The organism is Hyphobacterium indicum (genome assembly GCF_003129605.1).
Classification (GTDB): Bacteria; Pseudomonadota; Alphaproteobacteria; order Caulobacterales; family Maricaulaceae; genus Hyphobacterium; species Hyphobacterium indicum.
Genome location: NZ_QBDX01000001.1, coordinates 770,651 through 791,060, shown reverse-complemented (window position 1 = coordinate 791,060; position 20,410 = coordinate 770,651). Strand labels below are relative to the sequence as shown.

General features: G+C 60.1%; 25 protein-coding genes and 1 tRNA gene. 11 read left to right on the top strand and 15 right to left on the bottom strand.

What is annotated here, in order from left to right:
• Positions 1-35: 35 nt before the first annotated feature.
• The 9 genes from DBR16_RS03915 to DBR16_RS03875 form a co-directional block, all read right to left on the bottom strand.
• Positions 36-860 (bottom strand): flagellin, encoded by an 825-nt coding sequence (locus DBR16_RS03915; protein ID WP_109259900.1) that lies wholly within the window; start codon positions 858-860, stop codon positions 36-38.
• Positions 861-962: 102 nt separating this feature from the next.
• Positions 963-1,826, bottom strand: a complete 864-nt coding sequence (locus DBR16_RS03910) for a flagellin (RefSeq protein ID WP_109259899.1) — start codon at positions 1,824-1,826, stop codon at positions 963-965.
• A gap of 278 nt (positions 1,827-2,104) precedes the next feature.
• Positions 2,105-2,938, bottom strand: a complete 834-nt coding sequence (locus DBR16_RS03905; RefSeq protein WP_109259898.1) for a flagellin — start codon at positions 2,936-2,938, stop codon at positions 2,105-2,107.
• A 295-nt stretch (positions 2,939-3,233) separates the two neighbouring features.
• Complete coding sequence (locus DBR16_RS03900) at positions 3,234-3,950, bottom strand: DUF4386 domain-containing protein (RefSeq protein WP_109259897.1); 717 nt, start codon at positions 3,948-3,950, stop codon at positions 3,234-3,236.
• A 132-nt stretch (positions 3,951-4,082) separates the two neighbouring features.
• On the bottom strand, positions 4,083-5,228 hold the full coding sequence (locus DBR16_RS03895; RefSeq protein WP_109259896.1) for a helix-turn-helix transcriptional regulator: 1,146 nt from the start codon (positions 5,226-5,228) through the stop codon (positions 4,083-4,085).
• Positions 5,229-5,317: 89 nt separating this feature from the next.
• Positions 5,318-6,085 carry a hypothetical protein gene (locus DBR16_RS03890; protein ID WP_109259895.1) on the bottom strand — a complete coding sequence of 256 codons (768 nt, stop codon included), beginning with the start codon at positions 6,083-6,085 and terminating at the stop codon, positions 5,318-5,320.
• A gap of 113 nt (positions 6,086-6,198) precedes the next feature.
• On the bottom strand, positions 6,199-6,579 hold the full coding sequence (gene flaF, locus DBR16_RS03885) for a flagellar biosynthesis regulator FlaF (RefSeq protein WP_109259894.1): 381 nt from the start codon (positions 6,577-6,579) through the stop codon (positions 6,199-6,201).
• Positions 6,579-6,965, bottom strand: coding sequence for a flagellar biosynthesis repressor FlbT (flbT, locus tag DBR16_RS03880; protein WP_109259893.1), 387 nt, complete (start codon positions 6,963-6,965; stop codon positions 6,579-6,581). The genes flaF and flbT overlap by 1 nt, the downstream gene beginning before the upstream one ends.
• A gap of 80 nt (positions 6,966-7,045) precedes the next feature.
• Positions 7,046-7,780: an SDR family NAD(P)-dependent oxidoreductase gene (locus tag DBR16_RS03875; RefSeq protein WP_109259892.1), complete on the bottom strand. Its 735-nt coding sequence runs from the start codon at positions 7,778-7,780 to the stop codon at positions 7,046-7,048.
• A gap of 103 nt (positions 7,781-7,883) precedes the next feature.
• Between DBR16_RS03875 and DBR16_RS03870 the strand changes: the two genes are divergently transcribed.
• Positions 7,884-9,683: a tetratricopeptide repeat protein gene (locus DBR16_RS03870; RefSeq protein WP_109259891.1), complete on the top strand. Its 1,800-nt coding sequence runs from the start codon at positions 7,884-7,886 to the stop codon at positions 9,681-9,683.
• A 94-nt stretch (positions 9,684-9,777) separates the two neighbouring features.
• On the opposite strand, the gene DBR16_RS03865 is transcribed toward DBR16_RS03870, so the two are convergent.
• Positions 9,778-10,341 (bottom strand): DUF1579 family protein, encoded by a 564-nt coding sequence (locus DBR16_RS03865; protein ID WP_161539400.1) that lies wholly within the window; start codon positions 10,339-10,341, stop codon positions 9,778-9,780.
• Between the two features lie 276 nt (positions 10,342-10,617).
• On the opposite strand from DBR16_RS03865, the gene DBR16_RS03860 reads away from it, so the two are divergent.
• On the top strand, positions 10,618-11,511 hold the full coding sequence (locus tag DBR16_RS03860) for an AAA family ATPase (protein WP_109259889.1): 894 nt from the start codon (positions 10,618-10,620) through the stop codon (positions 11,509-11,511).
• Here DBR16_RS03860 and DBR16_RS03855 read toward each other — a convergent pair.
• The 3 genes from DBR16_RS03855 to DBR16_RS03845 form a co-directional block, all read right to left on the bottom strand.
• Positions 11,508-11,864: a helix-turn-helix domain-containing protein gene (locus DBR16_RS03855; RefSeq protein ID WP_109259888.1), complete on the bottom strand. Its 357-nt coding sequence runs from the start codon at positions 11,862-11,864 to the stop codon at positions 11,508-11,510. The genes DBR16_RS03860 and DBR16_RS03855 overlap by 4 nt on opposite strands.
• Positions 11,865-11,873: 9 nt before the next feature.
• A complete protein-coding gene (locus DBR16_RS03850; protein WP_109259887.1) occupies positions 11,874-12,125 on the bottom strand; it encodes a type II toxin-antitoxin system RelE family toxin in 252 nt (83 codons plus the stop codon).
• Positions 12,126-12,218: 93 nt separating this feature from the next.
• A complete protein-coding gene (locus DBR16_RS03845) occupies positions 12,219-13,133 on the bottom strand; it encodes a hydrogen peroxide-inducible genes activator (protein WP_109259886.1) in 915 nt (304 codons plus the stop codon).
• Positions 13,134-13,255: 122 nt separating this feature from the next.
• Between DBR16_RS03845 and DBR16_RS03840 the strand changes: the two genes are divergently transcribed.
• The 4 genes from DBR16_RS03840 (at position 13,256) to DBR16_RS03825 (ending at position 15,967) form a co-directional block, all read left to right on the top strand.
• On the top strand, positions 13,256-13,486 hold the full coding sequence (locus DBR16_RS03840) for a YdcH family protein (protein WP_109259885.1): 231 nt from the start codon (positions 13,256-13,258) through the stop codon (positions 13,484-13,486).
• Between the two features lie 242 nt (positions 13,487-13,728).
• Positions 13,729-14,358, top strand: coding sequence for a CatB-related O-acetyltransferase (locus DBR16_RS03835; protein ID WP_109259884.1), 630 nt, complete (start codon positions 13,729-13,731; stop codon positions 14,356-14,358).
• Positions 14,359-14,429: 71 nt separating this feature from the next.
• Complete coding sequence (locus DBR16_RS03830; protein WP_109259883.1) at positions 14,430-14,792, top strand: VOC family protein; 363 nt, start codon at positions 14,430-14,432, stop codon at positions 14,790-14,792.
• A complete protein-coding gene (locus tag DBR16_RS03825; RefSeq protein ID WP_109259882.1) occupies positions 14,792-15,967 on the top strand; it encodes a vWA domain-containing protein in 1,176 nt (391 codons plus the stop codon). Before DBR16_RS03830 ends, DBR16_RS03825 begins: the two co-directional genes overlap by 1 nt.
• A gap of 162 nt (positions 15,968-16,129) precedes the next feature.
• Here DBR16_RS03825 and DBR16_RS03820 read toward each other — a convergent pair whose 3' ends face one another.
• On the bottom strand, positions 16,130-16,750 hold the full coding sequence (locus DBR16_RS03820) for a glutathione S-transferase family protein (protein WP_109259881.1): 621 nt from the start codon (positions 16,748-16,750) through the stop codon (positions 16,130-16,132).
• Positions 16,751-16,912: 162 nt separating this feature from the next.
• Here DBR16_RS03820 and DBR16_RS03815 point away from each other — a divergent pair, with 162 nt between their 5' ends.
• Positions 16,913-17,185 carry a chorismate mutase gene (locus DBR16_RS03815; RefSeq protein WP_109259880.1) on the top strand — a complete coding sequence of 91 codons (273 nt, stop codon included), beginning with the start codon at positions 16,913-16,915 and terminating at the stop codon, positions 17,183-17,185.
• Here the strand turns inward: DBR16_RS03815 and DBR16_RS03810 are convergent.
• On the bottom strand, positions 17,182-17,496 hold the full coding sequence (locus DBR16_RS03810; protein ID WP_109259879.1) for an Hpt domain-containing protein: 315 nt from the start codon (positions 17,494-17,496) through the stop codon (positions 17,182-17,184). The two genes, DBR16_RS03815 and DBR16_RS03810, sit on opposite strands and share 4 nt — an antisense overlap.
• A gap of 156 nt (positions 17,497-17,652) precedes the next feature.
• On the opposite strand from DBR16_RS03810, the gene DBR16_RS03805 reads away from it, so the two are divergent.
• From DBR16_RS03805 to DBR16_RS03790, 4 genes are all read left to right on the top strand, one after another.
• Positions 17,653-17,728: transfer RNA gene (locus tag DBR16_RS03805), tRNA-Lys, on the top strand.
• A 244-nt stretch (positions 17,729-17,972) separates the two neighbouring features.
• The gene (locus DBR16_RS03800; protein WP_125184492.1) at positions 17,973-18,995 is read left to right on the top strand and encodes a Vgb family protein; all 1,023 of its coding nucleotides are present in this window, start codon (positions 17,973-17,975) and stop codon (positions 18,993-18,995) included.
• Positions 18,992-19,465: a choice-of-anchor V domain-containing protein gene (locus DBR16_RS03795; protein ID WP_109259877.1), complete on the top strand. Its 474-nt coding sequence runs from the start codon at positions 18,992-18,994 to the stop codon at positions 19,463-19,465. Before DBR16_RS03800 ends, DBR16_RS03795 begins: the two co-directional genes overlap by 4 nt.
• A 77-nt stretch (positions 19,466-19,542) precedes the next feature.
• A complete protein-coding gene (locus tag DBR16_RS03790) occupies positions 19,543-20,397 on the top strand; it encodes a type II CAAX endopeptidase family protein (protein ID WP_109259876.1) in 855 nt (284 codons plus the stop codon).
• The last annotated feature ends 13 nt before the right edge of the window (positions 20,398-20,410 follow it).

Sequence of the window (20,410 nt, the reverse complement as noted above, 5' to 3'; positions counted from 1 at the left end):
TTGCCCGTTCACCGAATTCCCACCCTTCCGCTGGACTAGCGGAAGTATCCGAGGATCGCTGACGGTGCCGAATTGGCGATGGACAGCGCCTGAATCCCCAGCTGCTGCTTGACCTGCAGCGATTGGAGACGGGCACTTTCCTTGGCCAGGTCCGCATCAACGAGATTGCCGATGCCCTTTTCGAGCGCATCAGAGAGCTTGCCGACAAACGTCTTGTGGATTTCCAGCGACTTGGAGCCGGTGCCGAGGCGCGCCAGAGACGCGTTCAGATTGTCCAGAGACGTAGCGATTGCCGTAGCTTGTGTGCTAGCAGCCGCAGCCGTCCCGAAGGACGCCGTTGCCGCAACTGTCACAACGCCACCGCCAAGCGACAGGTTTTCATCCAGCACCGTGATGGTGTTGGAGCCGTCCGCATTGGCGAGAGCCGAGATGCTGGCGACGGAGTTGTCGATCAGATTGGTGCCGTTGAACTCGGCGTTCGACACGATGGTGCTGATCTGATCCCGCAGCGCCTTGAAATCTTCGTTCAGAGCGGTACGCGACGCTGTATCGAGGGAAGAATCCGCACCCGCAAGGGCCTTTTCCTTCATTTCGATCAGGATGTCGGAGATCGCTTCACCGGCGGCCAGAGCGACATCGACCGTCGAAACGGCGAGATCGATCGAATTGCCGACAGCGCGATAGCCTGCCACATCAGCCCGCATGGACTGTGCGATGGCGTAGATGCCGCCATTATCCTTGGCAGAAGATACCGCGAGACCGGTATTGATCCGCGTCTGAACCTGCTCAAGCTCCGAATTGGTCTTGTTCAGGTTCTGCAGAGCGACCATCGCGCCCGCATTGGTATTGATAGTAGCCATTTCTTGGCCCTTTCCATTCTGGTTTCAAAAGCCGGCGTTTTGCCAGCCCGTTTATCCGGTGAGGCGCTTCTGCCCCTCACCGAATTCTGCTATCCCGCTGAATTAGCGGAAATATCCGAGGATCGCCGACGGTGCCGAATTGGCGATGGACAGCGCCTGGATCCCCAGCTGCTGCTTGACCTGCAGCGATTGGAGACGGGCGCTTTCCTTGGCCAGGTCCGCGTCGACGAGGTTGCCGATGCCCTTTTCGAGCGCATCGGAAAGCTTGCTGATGAAGGTGTTGTGGATTTCCAGCGACTTGGAGCCGGTCCCGAGGCGTGCCAGAGAGGCATTGAGATTGTCCAGCGAGGTGCCGATCTGGCTGGCAATATTGTCGGCCTGGGTGGCGGTCGCGAAAGAGGAGGTGGCGGAGATGGTCAGCTGCGTGCCCGTCAGCGACAGGTCTTCCGCCTGCACGGTTATGGTGTTGGAGCCATCGGCATTCGCAAGGGCGGTGATATCACCCGCACCATTGGAAATCAGATTGGTGCCGTTGAATTCGGCATTGGCGACAATCGTGGCGATCTGATCGCGCAGCGCCGTGAAATCCGCATTGAGGGCGGTCCGCGATGCGGCGTCCAGGGATGAGTCCGCTCCGGCCAGCGCCTTTTCCTTCATTTCGATCAGAATGTCGGAGATGGCTTCGCCGGCCGCGAGTGCCACATCGACAGTGGACTGGGCGAGATCGATCGAATTTCCGACAGCGCGATAGCCTGCCACATCAGCCCGCATGGACTGGGCGATGGCATAGATGCCGCCATTGTCTTTTGCCGAGGAAATCTGGAGCCCGGTATTGATCCGGGTCTGGACCTGCTCAAGCTCCATATTGGTCTTGTTCAGGTTTTGCAGGGCGATCATCGCACCCGCATTGGTATTGATGGTAGCAGCCACTTCTTGGCCCTCCCTTTCTGGTCGTTCAACCGGCATTTTGCCAGCAGGGACTTCTGTCCCGGTCACGTACCAGCAAGGGCGGGGCCAGAAAGGTTGCAGCCAGATTAGGAAATTACCTTAGTGATTGTAATTATTGAGAATAATATTCTTGCACTGAAAACGAATCGAATTCGGACCAGGAAATTTTTGCCGGGCAAGGGCGATTTCCGCGGGCAATTCCTGCCGGGCGGTCAAAGATTCCCGGCGTTTAACCGATTCAAATGATTCAAAAAAATACGGGGCCGCTCCGTGGTGGAAAGCGGCCCCGTTTCTTCTTACTGGAAGAAGGAGAGAATCGCTTGCGGCCGCTGATTGGCAATACCCAGCGCCTGGATCCCCAGCTGTTGCTTGACCTGCAACGACTGAAGACGGGCGCTTTCTTTTGCCAGATCCGCATCCACAAGATTTCCGATCCCGGTTTCCAGCGCATCGGTCAGCTTGCTGACAAAGGTGGTGTGAATACCCAGAGCCTTTGACTGCGTGCCGAGCCGTGCGAGGGCAGCATTGACGTTATCGAGCGAGGTCCCGAGCTGGCTGGCGATATTGTCGGCCTGCGTCGCCGTAGCATATGACGCATTGGACGCGATCGTAATCAGCGCACTCCCGGCCCCCAGAGCGAAGTTTTCATCCTGCACCGTGATCGTGTTCGACCCGTCTGCATTCGCCAGCGCGGTGATCTGCGCCGTCGAATTGTTGAGAAGATTGGTCCCGTTGAATTCGGCATTGGCAACAATCGTCTTGATCTGGTCCCGCAGCGCCGTGAAATCTGCATTCAGGGCGGTCCGCGAGGCCGTATCAAGCGATGTGTCAGCCGCAGCCAGTGCCTTCTCCTTCATCTCGATGATGAGATCGGAGATCGCCTCGCCTGCCGCGAGCGCAACATCCACAGCGGATACGGCCCGGTTCAGCGAGTCGGTGACGGCGCCATAGCCGCTCACCTGCGAGCGCATCCTCTGGGCAATGGCATAGATACCGCCATTGTCTTTCGCACCGGCCACTTCGAGGCCGGTATTGATGCGCGACTGGGATTCCTCAAGCTGCATATTGGTCTTGTTCAGATTCTGCAGGGCAATCATCGCACCTGCGTTGGTGTTGACTGAAAGAGTCATTATTGGGGTTCCTCCGTTCTGGAAGTGAATTGACCCCGCATTTTGCGGCGTCTCCAGGACGTTTTGTCCTGCGTGCGAAGGCGCAAGATTCGCGCCATGCGGACGCGCGGATGGCACAGGCTTTTCTTCATTATTTCAGGTGCTTGAAGTTTTTCGGCGGGCAGCCCGGCAAGAAATGTCGGGTGACTGGGCGGCAATCTGTGCCGGACCGGCAGCTCTCGCCTAGCCGGGGTTTGCATACTGCCCACGCTCTTTCGTACCGAGCGTGGGCAGAGGTGTTGCTTCCGAAGCCGCGTCAGTCGTTGGCTGATGCCTTGCTACGCCAGTGTTTCGTGTTGATGCCCGCAAAGAGTAGCCACAGCGCCAACACCCATTCAAACAGAGCGCCCGGCACGAAGAAGAGCATGACCTGCTCTGCCAGAGCCGGATACAATACAATCGCCCCGGCCAGAGTGCCGATCACTGTATAGGTCAGCATGCCCCAGGCGGACAGCCAGCGCGGGATAAAGCGGGAACGGAAAAACAGGGCAAAGAAAATGACGCCGCCAAGGGCCATCGGCATCAGCAAGAGATAGAGCGCCGAGCCGTAAATATCGCGCAGGAACATCACGAGGGCATTTTGCTCTTCGCCCGAGAAACCCGCACCCAGTTCGGGATTTACCACCGCGGCAAAGGCCGCATACTTGAAGATGATGAAGGTTGCGCCCATGGCGGCTTCGATCAGCCGGCAGAAAGCGGCAATCATGGCCCCGCCCTGGCTAACCGATTTCAAAACGACATACATCGCGGCGGCCGAAACACAAACAAAGGTATACATCACCGCCTCGGCCAGAAAGCCCGTACGGAACAGAAATTCGAGTGACTGCAACGCGGCGCTTTCATCTGCCAGCGCGCTGAGTGAAGGGATAGGCCCGAAGGTGATGTATAGGCCGGCCAGCGTATAGATGACGTAAGACAAGCCGGCCAGCCGAGCCATGCGGCGGGCGGTTTTTTCGGTGTGTGGAGTAAACATGGCGGGAGCGCCTCCTTCAAACAATCAGTGATACAGACCGGAATTGATCGCGGCCGTCTGAGAATGGAGGCGGTCTGGCTGGCTGTCGTCCGAATGGGGCCATTCGGACATCCCAAAGGTGCTGAATACGGGCTAGGCCGCGTCGAGCGCGCGGGCGCTGTGAGGGTTTTCGCGATACGTGCTCGGCGGTGAGCCAACATGTTTCTTGAAGGCAGCATTAAAAGTTGATCGCGAGTTGAAGCCGACCTCCAGAGCAATCTCGAGGATGGAGAGATCGGTCTCCTTCAGTAATCGCCGGGCTTCGCTGGCCCGATGACTGTTCACAAAGTCAAAGAAATTGACGCCGAGATGCTGGGAGAGGGTTTCGGAAATGTGGTTCTTGGTCACGCCCGTAATGTCGGAGAGCGCGCGCAGTGACAGATCACTGTCCGCATAAAGCCGGTTCGTATTCAGGGCTCTGATCAGCTTTGCGGCCGTCCGGCTCATGCGTTCATCGGACAGGATCGGACGCCGGGTCTGCGCTCTGGACGCTCGCTCGAAAAGCAGATCCGGTTGCTGCAGACCGAGATAGGCGAAGGCGGCGATGGCGAATGTCTCAATGTAAGCCAGCGCCAGATTGAACGCCGGGATCGACGTCCCGGTCACCCAAAGCACCTGCTTGATCGCGAAGAACACCCAGGCCACAGCGAAGACGAACAGAATGGCGCGGAGCCAGTCGAGGGATTTGCGTTCAATATTCGCAAACTGCTCCATCATCGTCCGCCGGTGACGCATCTGGAGCCTCAGGGCAGCAATCAGATAAAGGGCCGTGAAGCCGATAAAGACCACAAGAGACGCCGTGCAGGTGAATATCGCCATTCTGAAATGGACCGGATTCCGGGTCGCGGGATCCACCAGAGCGAGCTTTTCCTCCGCGCTCAGTCCTCCGAAGGGAAGCCAAACAAGAATGATCAGCACCGGCCCGAGGAGCCACATCCAGTCGAGGCGGCCAAAGCGCGGTTTTTCCGGCGAAACCAATGCGCGGGTATAGAAAAAGACAGCTGGCCCCAAGGCCATCTTGATCACGGAATCCACTCCGACAAGGTGCGGTGCGAGCTCATACGCGCCCGAAATGAGGAGTAGCTGGCCGAGCACATGTATGAGGAGCGCCAGCAGAACCGCGCCAAAGAAAAAGATACGGTCACGACGTTGACCGGAATAGGTCAAGGCCTGGACAAACGCAAAACCGATAGACCCGGCTGCGATGGCGTAGGCGATGGTCAAGAAAGTGTCGGACATGACGGCCAGTTTTCAACGGATTACGGCTCAGGGCAATTGGCAATTACCCACCTTCGTATTCTTGCTCAAAATACCGGATTGCGATTAGCTCATCTCGCATGCGCGATACGATAGGCGTCCAATGCGTGGGTCAGGGCCGCAAGCGATTCATCGGTTCGCTCGGAAACATTCGCGCCAAACAGCGACATCATCACCGTATTGTTGACCATATTGTTCAGGAACTCGCCGTTAGACCGCATGCTGGCGAGATCGCACTCTGTCACCCGAATTTCCATGAGCCGCGAGGCGCGCAGGTCTTCCGGCGATAAACCGCCTTCCGGTTGAGAAACCCTTTGGTGGATGAGAGCAGAATAATTGAGGCTGAGATCGACCGTCTTGCTGCTGAGTTCCCGGGCCACATCTCGCCGGGCCTGCCTTTCCTGTATGAAAGTCGATATAGCGGCGCTCAGTGCCGGATCGCGGATGAATTGACGGTCGCCGGAAGAACTCAGTTCTTCGAGCGCGGGGAGACCAGAAGGATCGTAATTGATCAGATTGGACACAATGATAAAGGCGCATTCGTCCCGGCTGAGCTCGGTTGCGCTCGACTCCGGCCTCAGCTTTTCGAGGACGGTCGCATTTATTACACGGTTGTTTGCATCTCTGCTCGCGATGATGGTGCGCTCTGTCCGGAGGGCTTCGATATCAGCGTAAAGCCGGTCCACAAAAGCCTGCTCTTCGGCCCGCAGCCGCTGATCGACCGCCCATGCATTGATCTGAAAACCGACCACAATACCAGCAATAACAATGACGAACTCCAGCACGACGGCATAGTAGTTCTGCTCACGAATTGCTTTCGATATATTTCCAAGGATCATCTTGTGTCCCCCATTCACGCCAGCCGCTTAGACCGTATCTTCAACGGTAAGGCAAATCGGGTTCGCTTTTTCAAATGCGTGTCGGACGTCGCCAACCACCAATTGCGAAAGCCCTACCCCGCGACAGGTTGCGGTGCGGGCTGGGACTGGGGCTGAAGCCCCTGCATGATGGTCTTGTTGATCTCGATCAATATGTCGATGTCTGCCCCTTCCCGCATGACGGCGGAAGAGTGTTTGGAAACGAAAATCGACAGCGAGATGATGGCGGCGCGCAGGCCTTCGGGCAGCTTGTTGTCCGGCTCCGCGCAATCAATGGCAAAGGCACTCCAGACCCGGCGGTTCCAGTCGAGCGCTTCAGAACGGGTCTTCATGTCCAGCAGATCGGCCTCGGCGGCCTTGATCAGGGCGCGGGTGACCTGCGCGAACAGACGGTATTCCGTCGAACGCGGATCCTCGGCGCGCGTTGCCGCGTTCTGATAAGCGGAAAGAGCCACTATTTCAGCCTCTCGTCTTCGTATTCAATCAGCTTGCGGCAGCGGATCAGCGCCTTGTAATGCTCGCCCGCCATCACATCGCGGGACACCGAAACGCATTGCTGCAGGACTTCCGGCGAGGCGATCGCATTCATGAATTCGGTCATGCGCAGGACGAATTCGTCATAGGCCTTGTCGTCAGGCTTGTCGGACAGATACATCAGCATGATGGGGAAATAAACGCGGCGGGCCGGCGTGGTGACATCGGCCTCATGCATGATGTCCTTCTCGCGCAGGACTGACGCCTTGTTCTGCAGGACCAGCGTTGCGCGGCGGTCGCCATTCTGCATGACGGCGCCATTGAGCACGAATTTCTCGCCGGGCTTGAGCGACAATTTGAGTGGCATACGCCTCCCCCTCATATCCGGGCCAACCGGCCGGTTATGCGCAGGCTAGACAGGGGGAAGTGAAAAAAGCGTTTCGAATCCTACCATTCGATGCGCTGGCCGTCCCACGCGTAGTTGCATCCACTGTCCGCGGGCCCCAATCCCCCCAGGACGGAGAGCAGTTTCCGGGCCGAGTCATCCGGCGTGAACAGTTTTCCTTCCGGCACGCCGCGCTGGAATGGCTGTGACAATCCGGTATCGACCGTGCCGGGGTGCAGCGCCACACAGATGGCCTGCTTGCGCTTGCGCTCAAGCTCGATGGCGAAATTGCGGATCAGCATGTTGAGTGCAGCTTTCGAAGCGCGATAGCTGTGCCAGCCGCCCAGCCGGTTATCGCCAATCGAGCCGACGCGGGCGGACAGCGCCGCGAAGATGGCGGGTACGCCCGGCGGAACAAGTTCGAGGAAATGCCGGGCAATCAGCGCCGGACCGATCGTGTTGACGGCGAAGACTTGCGCCATGGCGGCGGCGTCCAGTTCGCGCCAGCTGCGCTCGGGTCCGAATTCAGCCGTGTGCAAGAGGCCGGTGGCGATCACGGCAAGGTGGACCGGACCGCTTTCTCCGATCCGGTCAGCTGCGGCGGCAATGCTGTTCTCATCGGTGAGGTTGAAGCGGAAATCATGCCGCTTGCGGTCCGTACCGCTGCCCGTGCGGGATCCGGCCCAGACCTCGCCGCAGCGTGGATCTTCGGCGAGCGCGGCAGTCATGGCCGCGCCGATTCCGCCGCTGGCCCCGAAGACCACGGCGCGGTAATTTTCCGGCAGATTTTCCAGCATGACACCTCACCGCTTTTACCCTTGGTGCGAAGTAGCGCGCGTTAACCCGGCATCAAGCGAAGCAGGCCTTTCTGGGCGGGATTTGTGAGAGCCGGAGCGCATAATGCCTGAACTGAAGCTTGAAGACCTGCTGGCCCAGCCCGAAGAAGCCGCCAAGCGCGACCTGGCCGATGCGGCGGCGGTGGATACGGGCCCGGACTTCAAGAGTGCGATCGAGCGTGCCAGTCCGGCGGAGCGCAAGAAATTGCGCAAGATGGCGGAAATTCTGAAACGTGCCGTCAAGCTGGCGCATTCCGGTCATGGCGCGCAAGCGGCCAAGCTGGCCATGCGGGCGCTGGATTTGGACCCGGAAAGCGCGCTGGCGAACCATGTGATGGGCGTGGCGCTGGACGAGCTCGGCCGGCTGTCCCTGGCGCTCGATTTCTACGAAAGGGCGCTGAACGCGGATCCCAATTCCCCGGACATCTATCAGTCCCTCGCGATGACGGCGTGGAAGCTGGACATGCTGCCGGTGGCCGAAAAATTCCTGCGGATTTTCCTGCGCATGCAGCCGGGAAATATCGATGGCACGATCAATCTGGCCGGTATTCTGCGCGATCAGGGCCAGTTCGATAATGCGGTCGAACTTCTGCGCACCACGATCTATGCCAATCCGGAGCATTATGATCTCTGGAATGCGCTGGGCACGGTGCTGATCGAATCCGGCGATCCGGTGCAGGCGGCGACCTTTTACCAGGAGAGTCTGCGGATCAATCCGGAGTTTGCACGGGCCTGGAACAATCTCGCCTATGCGCATGATCTGGTCGGGGATTCGCGCGCCTCCATCGACGCCTTCGACAAGGCGCTGGACGCGGCGACCAGCCGCAAGGACCACGCCATCATGCGCCATGGCCGGGCGCTCTCCTATCTCGGCGCTGGCGATCTGGAGCGCGGCTGGGCGGAATATGCCGTCCGCCTCGACCCTGATTACAAGGACGCGACGCTGTTTGAAATCAGCCTGCCGCGCTGGGACGGGACCGATCCGGCGCAACTGAAAGGCAAGACGGTGGTGATGGTCGGCGAACAGGGGCTCGGGGACGAGGTCATGTTCATGAACACCACAAGGGATGTGATCGACGCCATCGGCCCGGAAGGCGAGTTGCGCATCGCCTGCGAAAAACGCCTGCTGCCACTGTTCCGCCGCAGCTTTCCCGATCTGATGATCGAGGCCCATGCCTCGGCGCGTGTGGAAGGCCGTGACTGGCGTGTGGCGGAAAGTGTGATCAAGGACAAGCCGCCGGCCGATCTGTGGTTTCCGATGGGCAATGCGGCGCGCGCTTTCCGGCAATCGCTTGAGGCCTTCCCTGCCGAACCGGGCTTTCTGACCGCCGATCCCGAACAGGTCGCGCACTGGCAGGCAGAGCTGGCCAGGCTGGGCGGCGGGCTGAAGGTCGGCCTGCTCTGGAAATCACTGAAAATGACCGCCAAGCGGCAGAAATATTTCTCCGCCTTCGAGACCTGGAGGCCGGTACTGGAAATGCCCGGCATCACGCTGCTCAATCTGCAATATGGCGATGTCGAGGAGGATCTGGCACGCGCGGAAAAAGACTTCGGCGTCAAAATCCATCAGCCCGCCGATATCGATCTGAAGATGGATCTCGATGGCGTGGCCGCACTCGGCAAGGCGCTGGATGTGACCCTGGGGCCGATGAATGCGACCGCCAATCTGACCTGCGCCGTGGGCGGTGAGGCGCTGATCGTGACGCCCACCGCACAGGGCTGGTCAAAACTGGGCAGTGACGGCCTGCCCTGGTATCCCACGGCCCGCCTCTTCCACGGCGCCACCTTCGGCGACTGGGCGACCCCGATGAAAGCGATTGCCGCAGCGCTGGCCGGCCGGGCGAAACAGGCGAAAGCGGCGTGAAGGGGCTGACAACCTGCCGCCGGCGCCGCGGGGATGATGTCATGCCCGCCCCGGCCCTCGCAGCTCTGATTTGCCTGATGTCTAAAAGCGGGACCTAGTTTTCCACGCCATTGTCGTCCTGCCGCGTGGCGACGTAGCGCCACACGCCTTCGATCGTCGGGCCGTTGATGTAATGGTGATCCTGGGACACGACGAAGCGATCCTCGGTGATGTCCGAAAATGTCAATGTGGTCTCGAATGCACCGAATTGATCCCGGCTGGAAGGCCAGGTTTCCACCATGCGGCCGTCCTGCCATATAGCGACGCCGCCTGCATTGGTCTGCGCGCCGGCCGGCACCCAGGACACGGCCCAGTTCTCGTTAGCGGTATCGTAGGTCCGCATGGCCGAACCGGTAAAGCCCGTGCCATTCTCGAATTCAATGCGCATATCGGCCTGCAGGGTCTGACCTTCGTGGATGGTGTAGACATTCATGACACCAGAACCCGGCATCAATGATTGATCCGGCTGCATGGTCGCCGCTTCCAGATCCCAGTCGCCGAGCAGGAAATCATACTGGTCAGTCGGTGATGGCAGCGTTTGCGCATCATCGCTGAATGCCGGGACGGAAAGAATGGTAGCGGCGGCGAAGATGCCGATGGTTTTCAAAACGGGCTTCATACTGCAATCCTCTTCAATGTACGGCACGGCCTGAATGTTATCCAAAATGATCATAGACCTACGCCCCCTGGCCCCGGAGCATCTGCCCGTTTTGAAAGCATATTCCAGCGCCTGGCCCAACATGAAATCAGGCCCGCCTCCATCACATGTCCGTGAGGGCCCGGCTCCTCTCCTGCTTTGACCGGCCAACCTGCCGCCAACGTCAACGGCAGCCACAGCTTTACGTGCTTTTTCACCGCCCTATGCTTCCGGATCAGACAATGGGAGCCCGGTTTCATGCGTTTTGAAGGCACAGACAGCTATGTTGCGGATGGCGAATTGCAGGCAGCGGTCAATGCGGCCATCGCGCTGGAGCGGCCCTTGCTGGTCAAGGGCGAGCCCGGCACCGGCAAGACGGAGCTGGCGCGGCAGGTGGCGCAGGCGACCGGCGCGAAGCTGATCGAATGGCATGTGAAATCGACCACCAAGGCGCAGCAGGGCCTGTATGAATATGACGCCGTCTCGCGCCTGCGCGACAGCCAGCTGGGCGATGAGCGCTTCAACGATATTTCCAACTATATCCGGAAGGGCAAGCTGTGGGAGGCGTTTACCGCCGACGAGCGCCCCGTCCTCCTGATTGACGAGATCGACAAGGCGGATATCGAGTTTCCCAACGATCTCCTGCTCGAGCTCGACCGGATGGAATTCCATGTCTACGAGACCGGCGAGACCATCCGGGCCGAAAAACGCCCCATCGTCATCATCACCTCGAACAATGAGAAGGAATTGCCGGACGCCTTCCTGCGCCGCTGTTTCTTCCACTATATCGCCTTTCCTGACGAGGCGACCATGCGCGAGATCGTGCAGGTTCACTTCCCGGATCTGAAAAGCCGGCTGTTGTCGGAAGCGCTGAAGACCTTTTTCGAGATCCGTGAGGTTCCGGGCCTGAAGAAGAAGCCCTCGACCTCCGAATTGCTGGACTGGCTGAAACTCCTGCTGGTCGAGGATATCGATCCGGATCTTCTGGCCGAAAAAGATCCGAACAAGCTCATCCCGCCACTGCATGGCGCGCTGTTGAAGAATGAGCAGGATGTGATGCTGTTTGAAAAACTGGCCTTCATGCACCGGCGGCAACAGCGCGGCCCCTCCGGGCCTTCAGGGCCGAGCGGGCCTACGGGGCCGATGGCCTAGCCCACCAGATCATCAAGATCGGCGTTCAGAACTGTGGCGATCCGGCGCAAGGCGGCCACGCCGGGCTGGCGCTTTCCCGTCTCGATCTGGCTGATATAGGCGCGGCTGAGATGAGCCTGACGGGCCAGGTCCGCCGCTGCAATTCCGCGATACTTCCGCCAGACCCGGACCGGCGTCTCCCCGGCGACGAGCCGCCGGACCATATCGGATGGCAGCAATTCCTCCTCGCCGGAGGCCAGACGCTGCCGGATGCGTTGCCCTTCTGCGATATCGGCGGCTTCGACCAGGGCTTCGTATTCTTCCAGAGCCAGCATCACCATGGTGCCGCCATCCGGGGTGTTGATCGTCTGCATCGCCCTCTCCTATTCGTACACGCTGCCGCGCGAGCCAATTTTCAGAACGGCCAGAACCGCCCCCTGATCGTCCATGATCACCCGCCAGTCTCCCACACGAAGCCGGATGAAGTCGCTTCCCTGCAGCCGCTTCACATTGTTTGCCAGACTCTCCGGATCAATGGCGAACTGGTCGACTTTCGCCATAATCCGCAAAGCATCCGGCCGCGGCATCTTCCGCAACACTTTCAACGCGGATTTCGTGTAACTCACCGACCGCATGACATGATATTAGCTAATAGCTATATTTATTCAAGCTGATTGCTAATATTATCAACCCTTCTGTCCGCAGCAAGTTACGGAGTGCGGTTCGGTCTAACCCTCTGCCAGCAATTCTGCCGCCCGGGCCGCGATGATGCCGCCGAGCGTCTCGAAGTCCTTTTCGCGGGGATTGTTCTCGCGCCAGATGAGGCTGACCTTGCGGATCGCATCGGCGCTGTTGAAGGGACGTGCCTCAACGGCGCGGTCATTGCGGATCTCGCTGCGCTCATAGAGCTGCGGGAAGATCGAAACCCCCATGCCCATGCCGACCATCTGGCGCAGCCCGTCGAGGCTGGTGCCCTGATAGTCATCGAGAATGGTGGCGCCCGATTTCCGGGCGATGGCCTTGACCTGCTCGGTCAGACGGTGCCCGTCCTCCAGCGTCAGGACATCGCGGCCGGCCAGCGCCTGGGCGGTGATATGGCTCCGGCCGGCCAGCGGGTCATCATGGGCGATTCCGAGTTTCAGCGGCTCCTCGAAAAGCGGCAGGACACACAGTTTCGATCCCGGCGTCACGCCGACGGTCAGCGCAACATCGTATTGCCCGGCCTGGAGACCGTCCTCGAGCGCCTGTCCCGTGGTCTCACGGACATAAAGGCGCAGGCCCGGGTATCGCGCATGCAGGACCGGCACGACATAGGGCATGAGATAGGGGCCCAGCGTCGGCAGCGCGCCCATGCGGATCAGTCCGCCTAGGTTTTCAGCACTGGAACGGACCAGTGAATCCAGTTCCGACACGTCCGCGAGGATGCGCCGGGCCCGGATGGCGATCGCCTCTCCCACAGGGGTCAACCGCGCTCCACGCCGGTCCCGGTCGAGCAGGCGCGCGCCGAGCCGGTATTCGAGCTGGCTGATCTGCTCGCTGAGCGCTGGCTGGCTGACATGCAGTTTTTCCGCCGCCGTCCGGAACAGGCCGGTCTCGGCGATGGCGATCAGGGCGGAGAGTTGTTTGAGCGTTGGTTGGGCCATGGTTTTAAATTCGGTATTTCCGATTAATTGTCAAATTTAATTCGATTTGATTGATGTTATGGCGTCGCCCATATTAGCCGTGTCGATTGAAACCGAGTTTAAAAAAAGAAAAGGAACTCAAAATGTTTGGCCGGCTTACCGCGCTGAAATCCCGTCATGCAGCTCTGGAAAAGAAACTGTCCGAAGAACAGTCCCGTCCGCTGCCCGAAAGCCTGGAAATCGCAACGCTGAAAAAGATGAAGCTGGACGTGAAGGACCAGATTCATATTGAAAATTCCGGAAAGCAGGATCGCCTGCGCCGCCGCCGCAGGCGCCGTAACAGCTCTCTGGACTATCCTGCACTGGGCGTCTGACCCCTCGCAAAACCGCCCGGTTCCCACCCTGTCTCTCTCCCCGAGCTTCAGGGTGGTTCAGGGCCGCAAAGCACGCCCCTGTCCCTGTGCTTTGCGGCCCTTTTTCATTGCCAAAGATTCTGGTAAATTCCGCTCCTGTTATCGGGAGAGTGAGATGATTCAGCACGGCTAGATCCGTGCTTCCGGGGCCACCCGCAAGCACCAGATATTCCAGTGAACTGCCTGCTTGTGAGGTCATCTCCATGCCCCTGTCCCCCGACATTCTGCGTCCGGTCGCGGCCGCCCCGTCCATCGTTTTCCTGAAACCGCTCCTGAAGGATCATCCCAAGGCATCCGCCGGGGATTACAGCTATTTTCACAGCTTTGATGATCCGGAAGCCTTCGCCGAAAACATAAAATACGCTTTCGACTTCATCGACGACCGGCTGACCATCGGCAAGTTCTGCTCCATCGCGCACGGGGCGAGCTTCGTGCTCAATGGCGGCAATCATTTTGCCGACCGGCTGTCCACCTATCCCTTCCCGATCTTTGGCGAGGCCTTTGGCGCGCCCGACCCCGGACCCTGGCCGAACAAGGGCGGGATCACGATCGGCCATGATGTCTGGATCGGCTGGGATGCGACGATCCTGCCCGGCGTGACGGTCGGCCATGGCGCGATCATCGCCACCAAGGCCGTCGTCGCGTCTGACGTGCCGCCCTATGCCATCGTCGCGGGCAATCCGGCCAAGGTGGTGAAATACCGCCTGCCCGAGGCCGATATCGAGCGGATGCTGGCACTGGCCTGGTGGGACTGGCCGATAGAGCGGATCGCCGCAGCGTCAAACGCGCTGATGCAGCAGGATGTAACGGGACTTGAGGTGATGGCACCGTAAGCCTGTCTCCGAATTCACATGACCGCGCGCCGCTTGCCGCTAGTCTGGCACCTGTAAAAACGGGGGAGATCATGGCGAAAATTCTGGCCACTCGGCCTGTCCTGCCATCGCTGGATGTGACGGTCAGCCTGAAATTCTGGGAAGAGGCATTCGGCTGCAAAACCTGGCTCTATGACGACGGCAAATTCGGCGGTGTGCAGCGCGATGGATTTGAATTCTACTACTTCTTCACCGACCGGAAAGAGGTCTGCGAATGGACGTCCTGCCGGCTCGATGTCGATGATGTCGATGCTTTCTACAAGATGGCGAAGGCGGCCGGTTGCGTGCACCCGAATGGCGATATCGAGACCAAACCCTGGGGCTATCGTGAATTTGCGGTGCTTGATCCCTATGGGGTTCTCGCTACTTTCGGAGCAGACCTCGAAAGGACGTAATGCTCCACCAGTTCTTCACCCATTTGCGCGCGGCAAAGATCCCGGTCACCACACGGGAATATCTGACGCTTCTGGAAGCGCTGGACAAGGGCGCGGTGCGTCCGGAAATCGACCATTTCTACTCGGTCAGCCGCGCCGCGCTGGTGAAGGACGAGCGCAATTACGACAAGTTCGATGCGGTGTTCGGCCATGTCTTCAAGGGCGTGGAAGCGCTCTCCATCCTGTTTGAAACCGAGGACATCCCGGCAGAATGGCTGCGCCAGGCGATGGAAAAGCTGCTCACCCCCGAAGAGATGGAGGCGCTCGACGCCCTGTCTTTCGAGGAGCTGATGGAAACGCTGAAACAGCGGCTGGAAGAACAGGAAAAGCGCCATGAGGGCGGCTCGAAATGGATCGGCACGGGCGGCACATCGCCCTTCGGCCATGGCGGCTATAACCCGGCGGGCGTGCGCATCGGCGGCGAGTCCCGGCACAAGAAGGGTGCCAAGGTCTGGGAGCAACGCCGCTATAAAGACCTCGACGGTGAGCGCGAGCTGGGCACGCGAAACCTGAAAGTCGCTTTGCGGCGTTTACGCAAATTCTCCCGCGATTCCGCACGCGAGGAGTTTGACCTCGACCACACGATTGATGCCACCGCACGGCAGGGCTGGCTGGATGTGAAGATGCGGCCGGAACGCCGTAATGCGATCAAGGTGCTGGTGCTGTTCGATGTCGGCGGCTCAATGGATCCGTATGTGAAATCCTGCGAGGAATTATTCTCGGCGGCGCGGTCAACCTTCAAGAATCTGGAATATTATTACTTCCACAACTGCATCTATGAGGGCGTGTGGAAATCCAATTACCGCCGCCGGTCGGAGACCATTCCGACGATGGATTTGCTGCACAAATACGGCCGCGACTGGAAGATCGTGATTGTCGGCGATGCTTCCATGGCGCCCTATGAAATCACCCATGCCGGCGGTTCGGTCGAGAGCTGGAATGAAGAGGCCGGCGCGGTCTGGCTCAACCGTATCGCGGCGCAATATCCCGACCTCGTCTGGCTCAATCCGGAACCGGAAAAATGGTGGCAGCACGCCTATTCCATCCGGCTGGTGCAGGACATTATCGGCCCGCACCGCATGTTCCCCCTGACCCTGGAGGGGGTGGACAATGCGATGAAGGAGCTGGGGCGGTAGGTATCCAGGCGCTTGATCCCCTCCCCCCTGTGTGGGGAGGGGTTGGGGGTGGGGGAATACTTGCCAACCACCGCGTTGATCACCCCACCCTGACGGCTTCGCCGTCTGCCCTCCCCATCAATGGGAGGGGAAGTAGCTTCAAAAACAATCAGATGCGCAATTTCAGGCCAGTTCGATGTTCTCGTACTCCGCCGGTTCCAGGCCCAGCTCGCGCTCGACGCGGTGCACCCAGGAACGCACGGCCGGAAAATCCGCCAGATCGAACCCGCCTTCATGGGCGACGCGCGTATAGGCGACGAGCGCGACATCGGCGAGGGTCATGCGTTCACCGACGATGAAATCGCGCGCCATCAGGCGCAATTCCATCACGCCGAGTGCGCGGCGGCCCTTCTGCATCAGCATCGGGTCGATCTCGGCTTCGGGGATGTTCATGAATTTCAGCTGGGCGCGGCGCACGGCGATGGCGGGCTCGTGGGAATATTGCTCCCAGAACATCCATTCCATCATCTTGGCGCGGTCAAAGGCATCCTCCGGGATGAGCGAAGAGCCTTCGGCGAGATAGAGCATGATGGCATTGGACTGGGCGAGGACGCGGCCATCCTCGCGAACCATGCAGGGCACCTGCCCGGCGGGGTTGAGGGCCAGGAAGTCTTCTGTCCGTGTGTCACCGGCGAAGACATCCATCTCGCGCCAGTCATAATCAATGCCCATCAGATCCGCGATCCAGCGGGTTTTCAGGCAATTGCCGCTGCTCGATGCGCCGTAAAGCGTAATTTTCGACATGCCCGAATCTCCTCACTTCCGGCGGTCAGACTAACGCGGCTGCGTGCCGCAGGCCAATGACTTGGCGCTGCGCCCTGAAGGCCATAGAAGGAGAGGCTTTCAATTGCGAACCACAAGGCCGTGACATTGCCCGACGTCAAATCCCCCGAAAACTGCCAGACCATGCCTGAAGTCCGCGAAGGCGTGGACGCAATTGACCGGGAGCTGGTGCGGCTGATTGCGATCCGGACCGGCTATATGGAGGCCGCGGCGCGGATCAAGCCGGATCGGGGCGCAGTGCGCGATGAAGCGCGCAAGCAGGATGTCCTGACCAAGGTCGGGGTCGCCGCTGATGCCGCCGGCCTGCCCCGCGCCATCGCCGAACCGGTCTGGGAGACGCTGGTGGAAGCCTCGATCGCGTACGAGTTTACCGTCTGGGACAAAACGCGCGGCTAGGCCGCCAGAACGCTGTCGATTTCGGCGAACGCGGCATCGGCGGCGCGGCGGACCTCGACAACGGCGATGGGCCAGGCGGCTTGCGGGGCGTCTTCGGCGCGCTGACACGCCTCGCCCAGCTCGAACGCTCCGACCCCGCGCGCCGCGCCTTTCAGCGTATGGGCGGCGGCCTTCCAGGCGTTCATGTCGGTCGCCGCGCTCATGGCACCCAGGCAGCGTTCCGCCTGATCGCGCAGCAGGCCGACCAGCTCGGCTTCCAGCGCCGCATCACCGGCGGTGTATTGATGGAGATGGGCGCGGTCGAAGATCATGCCGCCAGTCCTTGCATCGGGTCAGAAGCCCTTGCGTCTAGCGCATAGCGGTTATGATTTCCTTGCCGGGCGTGGAAACCGTCTTGCTTTTGTCAAATCGGGGCGTATGTTCCGCGGCCTTCCAGCGGGGCCAGCCCCCGCCTGCGACGGCCATGTGCGCCTATAGCTCAGTTGGTAGAGCAGCTGACTCTTAATCAGCGGGTCCAAGGTTCGAATCCTTGTGGGCGCACCAGCCTTCGCTCTCTTCGAGAGCTTCGGCTGGGCAAGCCAGCACGTCGAATTCGAGCGAGGGCTGTCACGCCGTAGCCTTGGCGAAGGCGGACATCGCCCTATCGGCTAGCCAAATCCAACATAATCGCTCGCTATGCGAGCTCCTTTTTCATTGTTTCTGTTACGCGCGACCCGGGGGGCGTGAAACCGGGCGGATCCTGCGTTAGGATGTTACCGGAACCCTTGGCCAGAAATGGAGAGATTTGATGCGCCCTGCCCTTATGCCCCTCGCCTTTCTGCTGGCGGCCGCGCCCGCCGCGGCTCAGGATTTTACCAATGCGGGTCAACTTGATGCCGACGATGTGCTGATCGAGGAATGGGCCATCCCCCATGAAGACACCCGTCCGCGCGATCCTTTCACCGCGGACGGAGAGCGCGTCTGGTTTGTCGGCCAGCGCGGCGATTATCTCGGCTGGCTGGAACCGGCCACCGGCGAGACCGGCCGCCTCGACCTTCCGGCCGGAACCGGACCGCACAACCAGATCGTCGATGCCGAGGGTCATATCTGGATTGCCGGAAACCGTGATGCCTATATCGGGCGTTATGATCCTGACACCGGCCAGTTCATGCGCGTCGAAATGCCCAATGGCGTGCCGCGCGATCCGCACACGCTGATCATGGACCAGAGCGGACAATATCTGTGGTTTACCGCACAGGGCGCCAACAAGATCGGCCGCCTCGATGTCTCGACCTTCGAGCTCGATATTGTCGATGTGGCCACGGACAGCGCGCGGCCCTATGGCATCGAGATCGCTGCCGATGGCATGGTCTGGGTGGTATTGCTGGGCACGAACAAGATCGCCTCAGTGCATCCCGACACGCTGCAACTGACCGAATACACGCTGCCGCGCGAGGGTACACGTCCCCGGCGGATCGGCATCACGGACAATGGCTATGTCTGGTATGTCGATTATGCCGAAGGGTATGTCGGCGCTTTCGATCCGGCCACCAATGGCGTGCAGGAATGGCGCGCGCCGAATGCGGACAACAGCCGCCCCTATGGCATGGCCGTCGATGCACAAAACCGCATCTGGTTTGTCGAGACCGGGCCGGAGATCAATAATTTTGTCGGCTTCGATCCCGTCACCGAAACCTTCTTCTCGCAAACGCCGGTGCCCTCCGGCGGCGGCACGATCCGGCACATGCAGTTTTTCGAGCCCAACGGGGAAATCTGGTTCGGGGCCGATACCAATACGATCGGCCGCGCCGTGGTGATGCCGCAGGAGTGATCTGGCTGGCGCTTCTGTTCGCCGGTGACGTCTATCCCGAGGGCGCGCCCTGGGGACATGCCGGTGCGCCGGGCATGGACAGTTGTCACGCCTGCCACTGGGAGAATGCAGCAGAGGCGGCCTCGCCGCGCCTGTCACTGGACGGGCTGCCACCCCGGTTCGAGCCGGGCGAACGCTATGCGCTGACCGTCACGCTGGCGGGGGCAGGTGATACGAATGGCTTTCAGCTGGTCGCCAGCGCCGGCCGGTTCGAGGCCATAACCGCCACAACCCAGGCCAATGGCGCGTCGATCCGCTCGGTGCAGTCCGCCGGCGTCTGGCCCGTGGTCTGGATTGCCGATGAAACCGGCGCGCCGGTCCGCTTCTGGCTGGCGGTGAATGATGCCAATGGCGATGCGTCCGAGTTCGGCGACCGCATTCTTCTGCAGACATTTGAAAGCTTGCCTGACGACATCAGAATAGAGGAATGAACGATCCCGAATGAGGAGACCCGCCCGTCCTTCTGTGCGACAATGATCCGACCCATCGTGTCCTTGGAGCCGACCCCATGCAAATCGATCAACATTCGACAGCCAGATTCAGCATATCGTCGTCGGCCCTCATTTCTTTTCTCTGCATCACGTTCTTCATCACTTGGGGGCTGATCGGAGTTTACATACTCGCCCCCGAAATGGCGGCTGCCATATTCGGCGAGATCAGCGGCTCGCATCCCTTCTTTTTCCTCGCGACGTGGTCCCCGGCAATCGCGGCTTTCGTCATTCTGTTTATTTATTCAGGCTTGTCCGGCATCCGCACTTTCCTATCCCGGCTCCTGTTGTGGCGATGTTCGCTGGGTTGGGCTGCCTTCATTCTGCTTTTCCTGCCGCTGGTGTTCGTCGCGGGCTCACTGATCAAGGGCGGCCCGGTTCTGGCGCCGCTGCCACCCGAAGGGGCCGGCCCGGTCATGGCGGTCCTGTTCATGATGCTGATGCTGGGCCCGATGGAGGAGTTCGGTTGGCGCGGGGTGATGCAGCCCCTGTTGCAGCGGCACATGGCGCCGATCTGGGCGGGCCTGATCATCGGCGCAACATGGGGCTTATGGCATCTGCCCGCGTTCTTTCTGTCAAGCACGGTCTATGCCGACTGGAATTTCCTCCCTTTCTTCATCGGCAACGTGACACTTGCGGTGCTGGTCACGCCGATCTTCAACAGTGCGCGGGGCAGCCTACTGTGGCCGATGCTGTTTCACTGGCAACTTATCAACCCGTTCTGGCCCGATGCACAGCCTTGGGACACAATCATCCTCGTCGGGGTGGCCGTCATCGTTGTGTGGTGGAACCGTCGCACGATGTTCACCCGTGAAGGGGCGGCGACCGAGGTCATTCCGGGTGCGACGGCCGCAATTCCCAAAGCGGTGGAGTAATCGCATGCGCAAG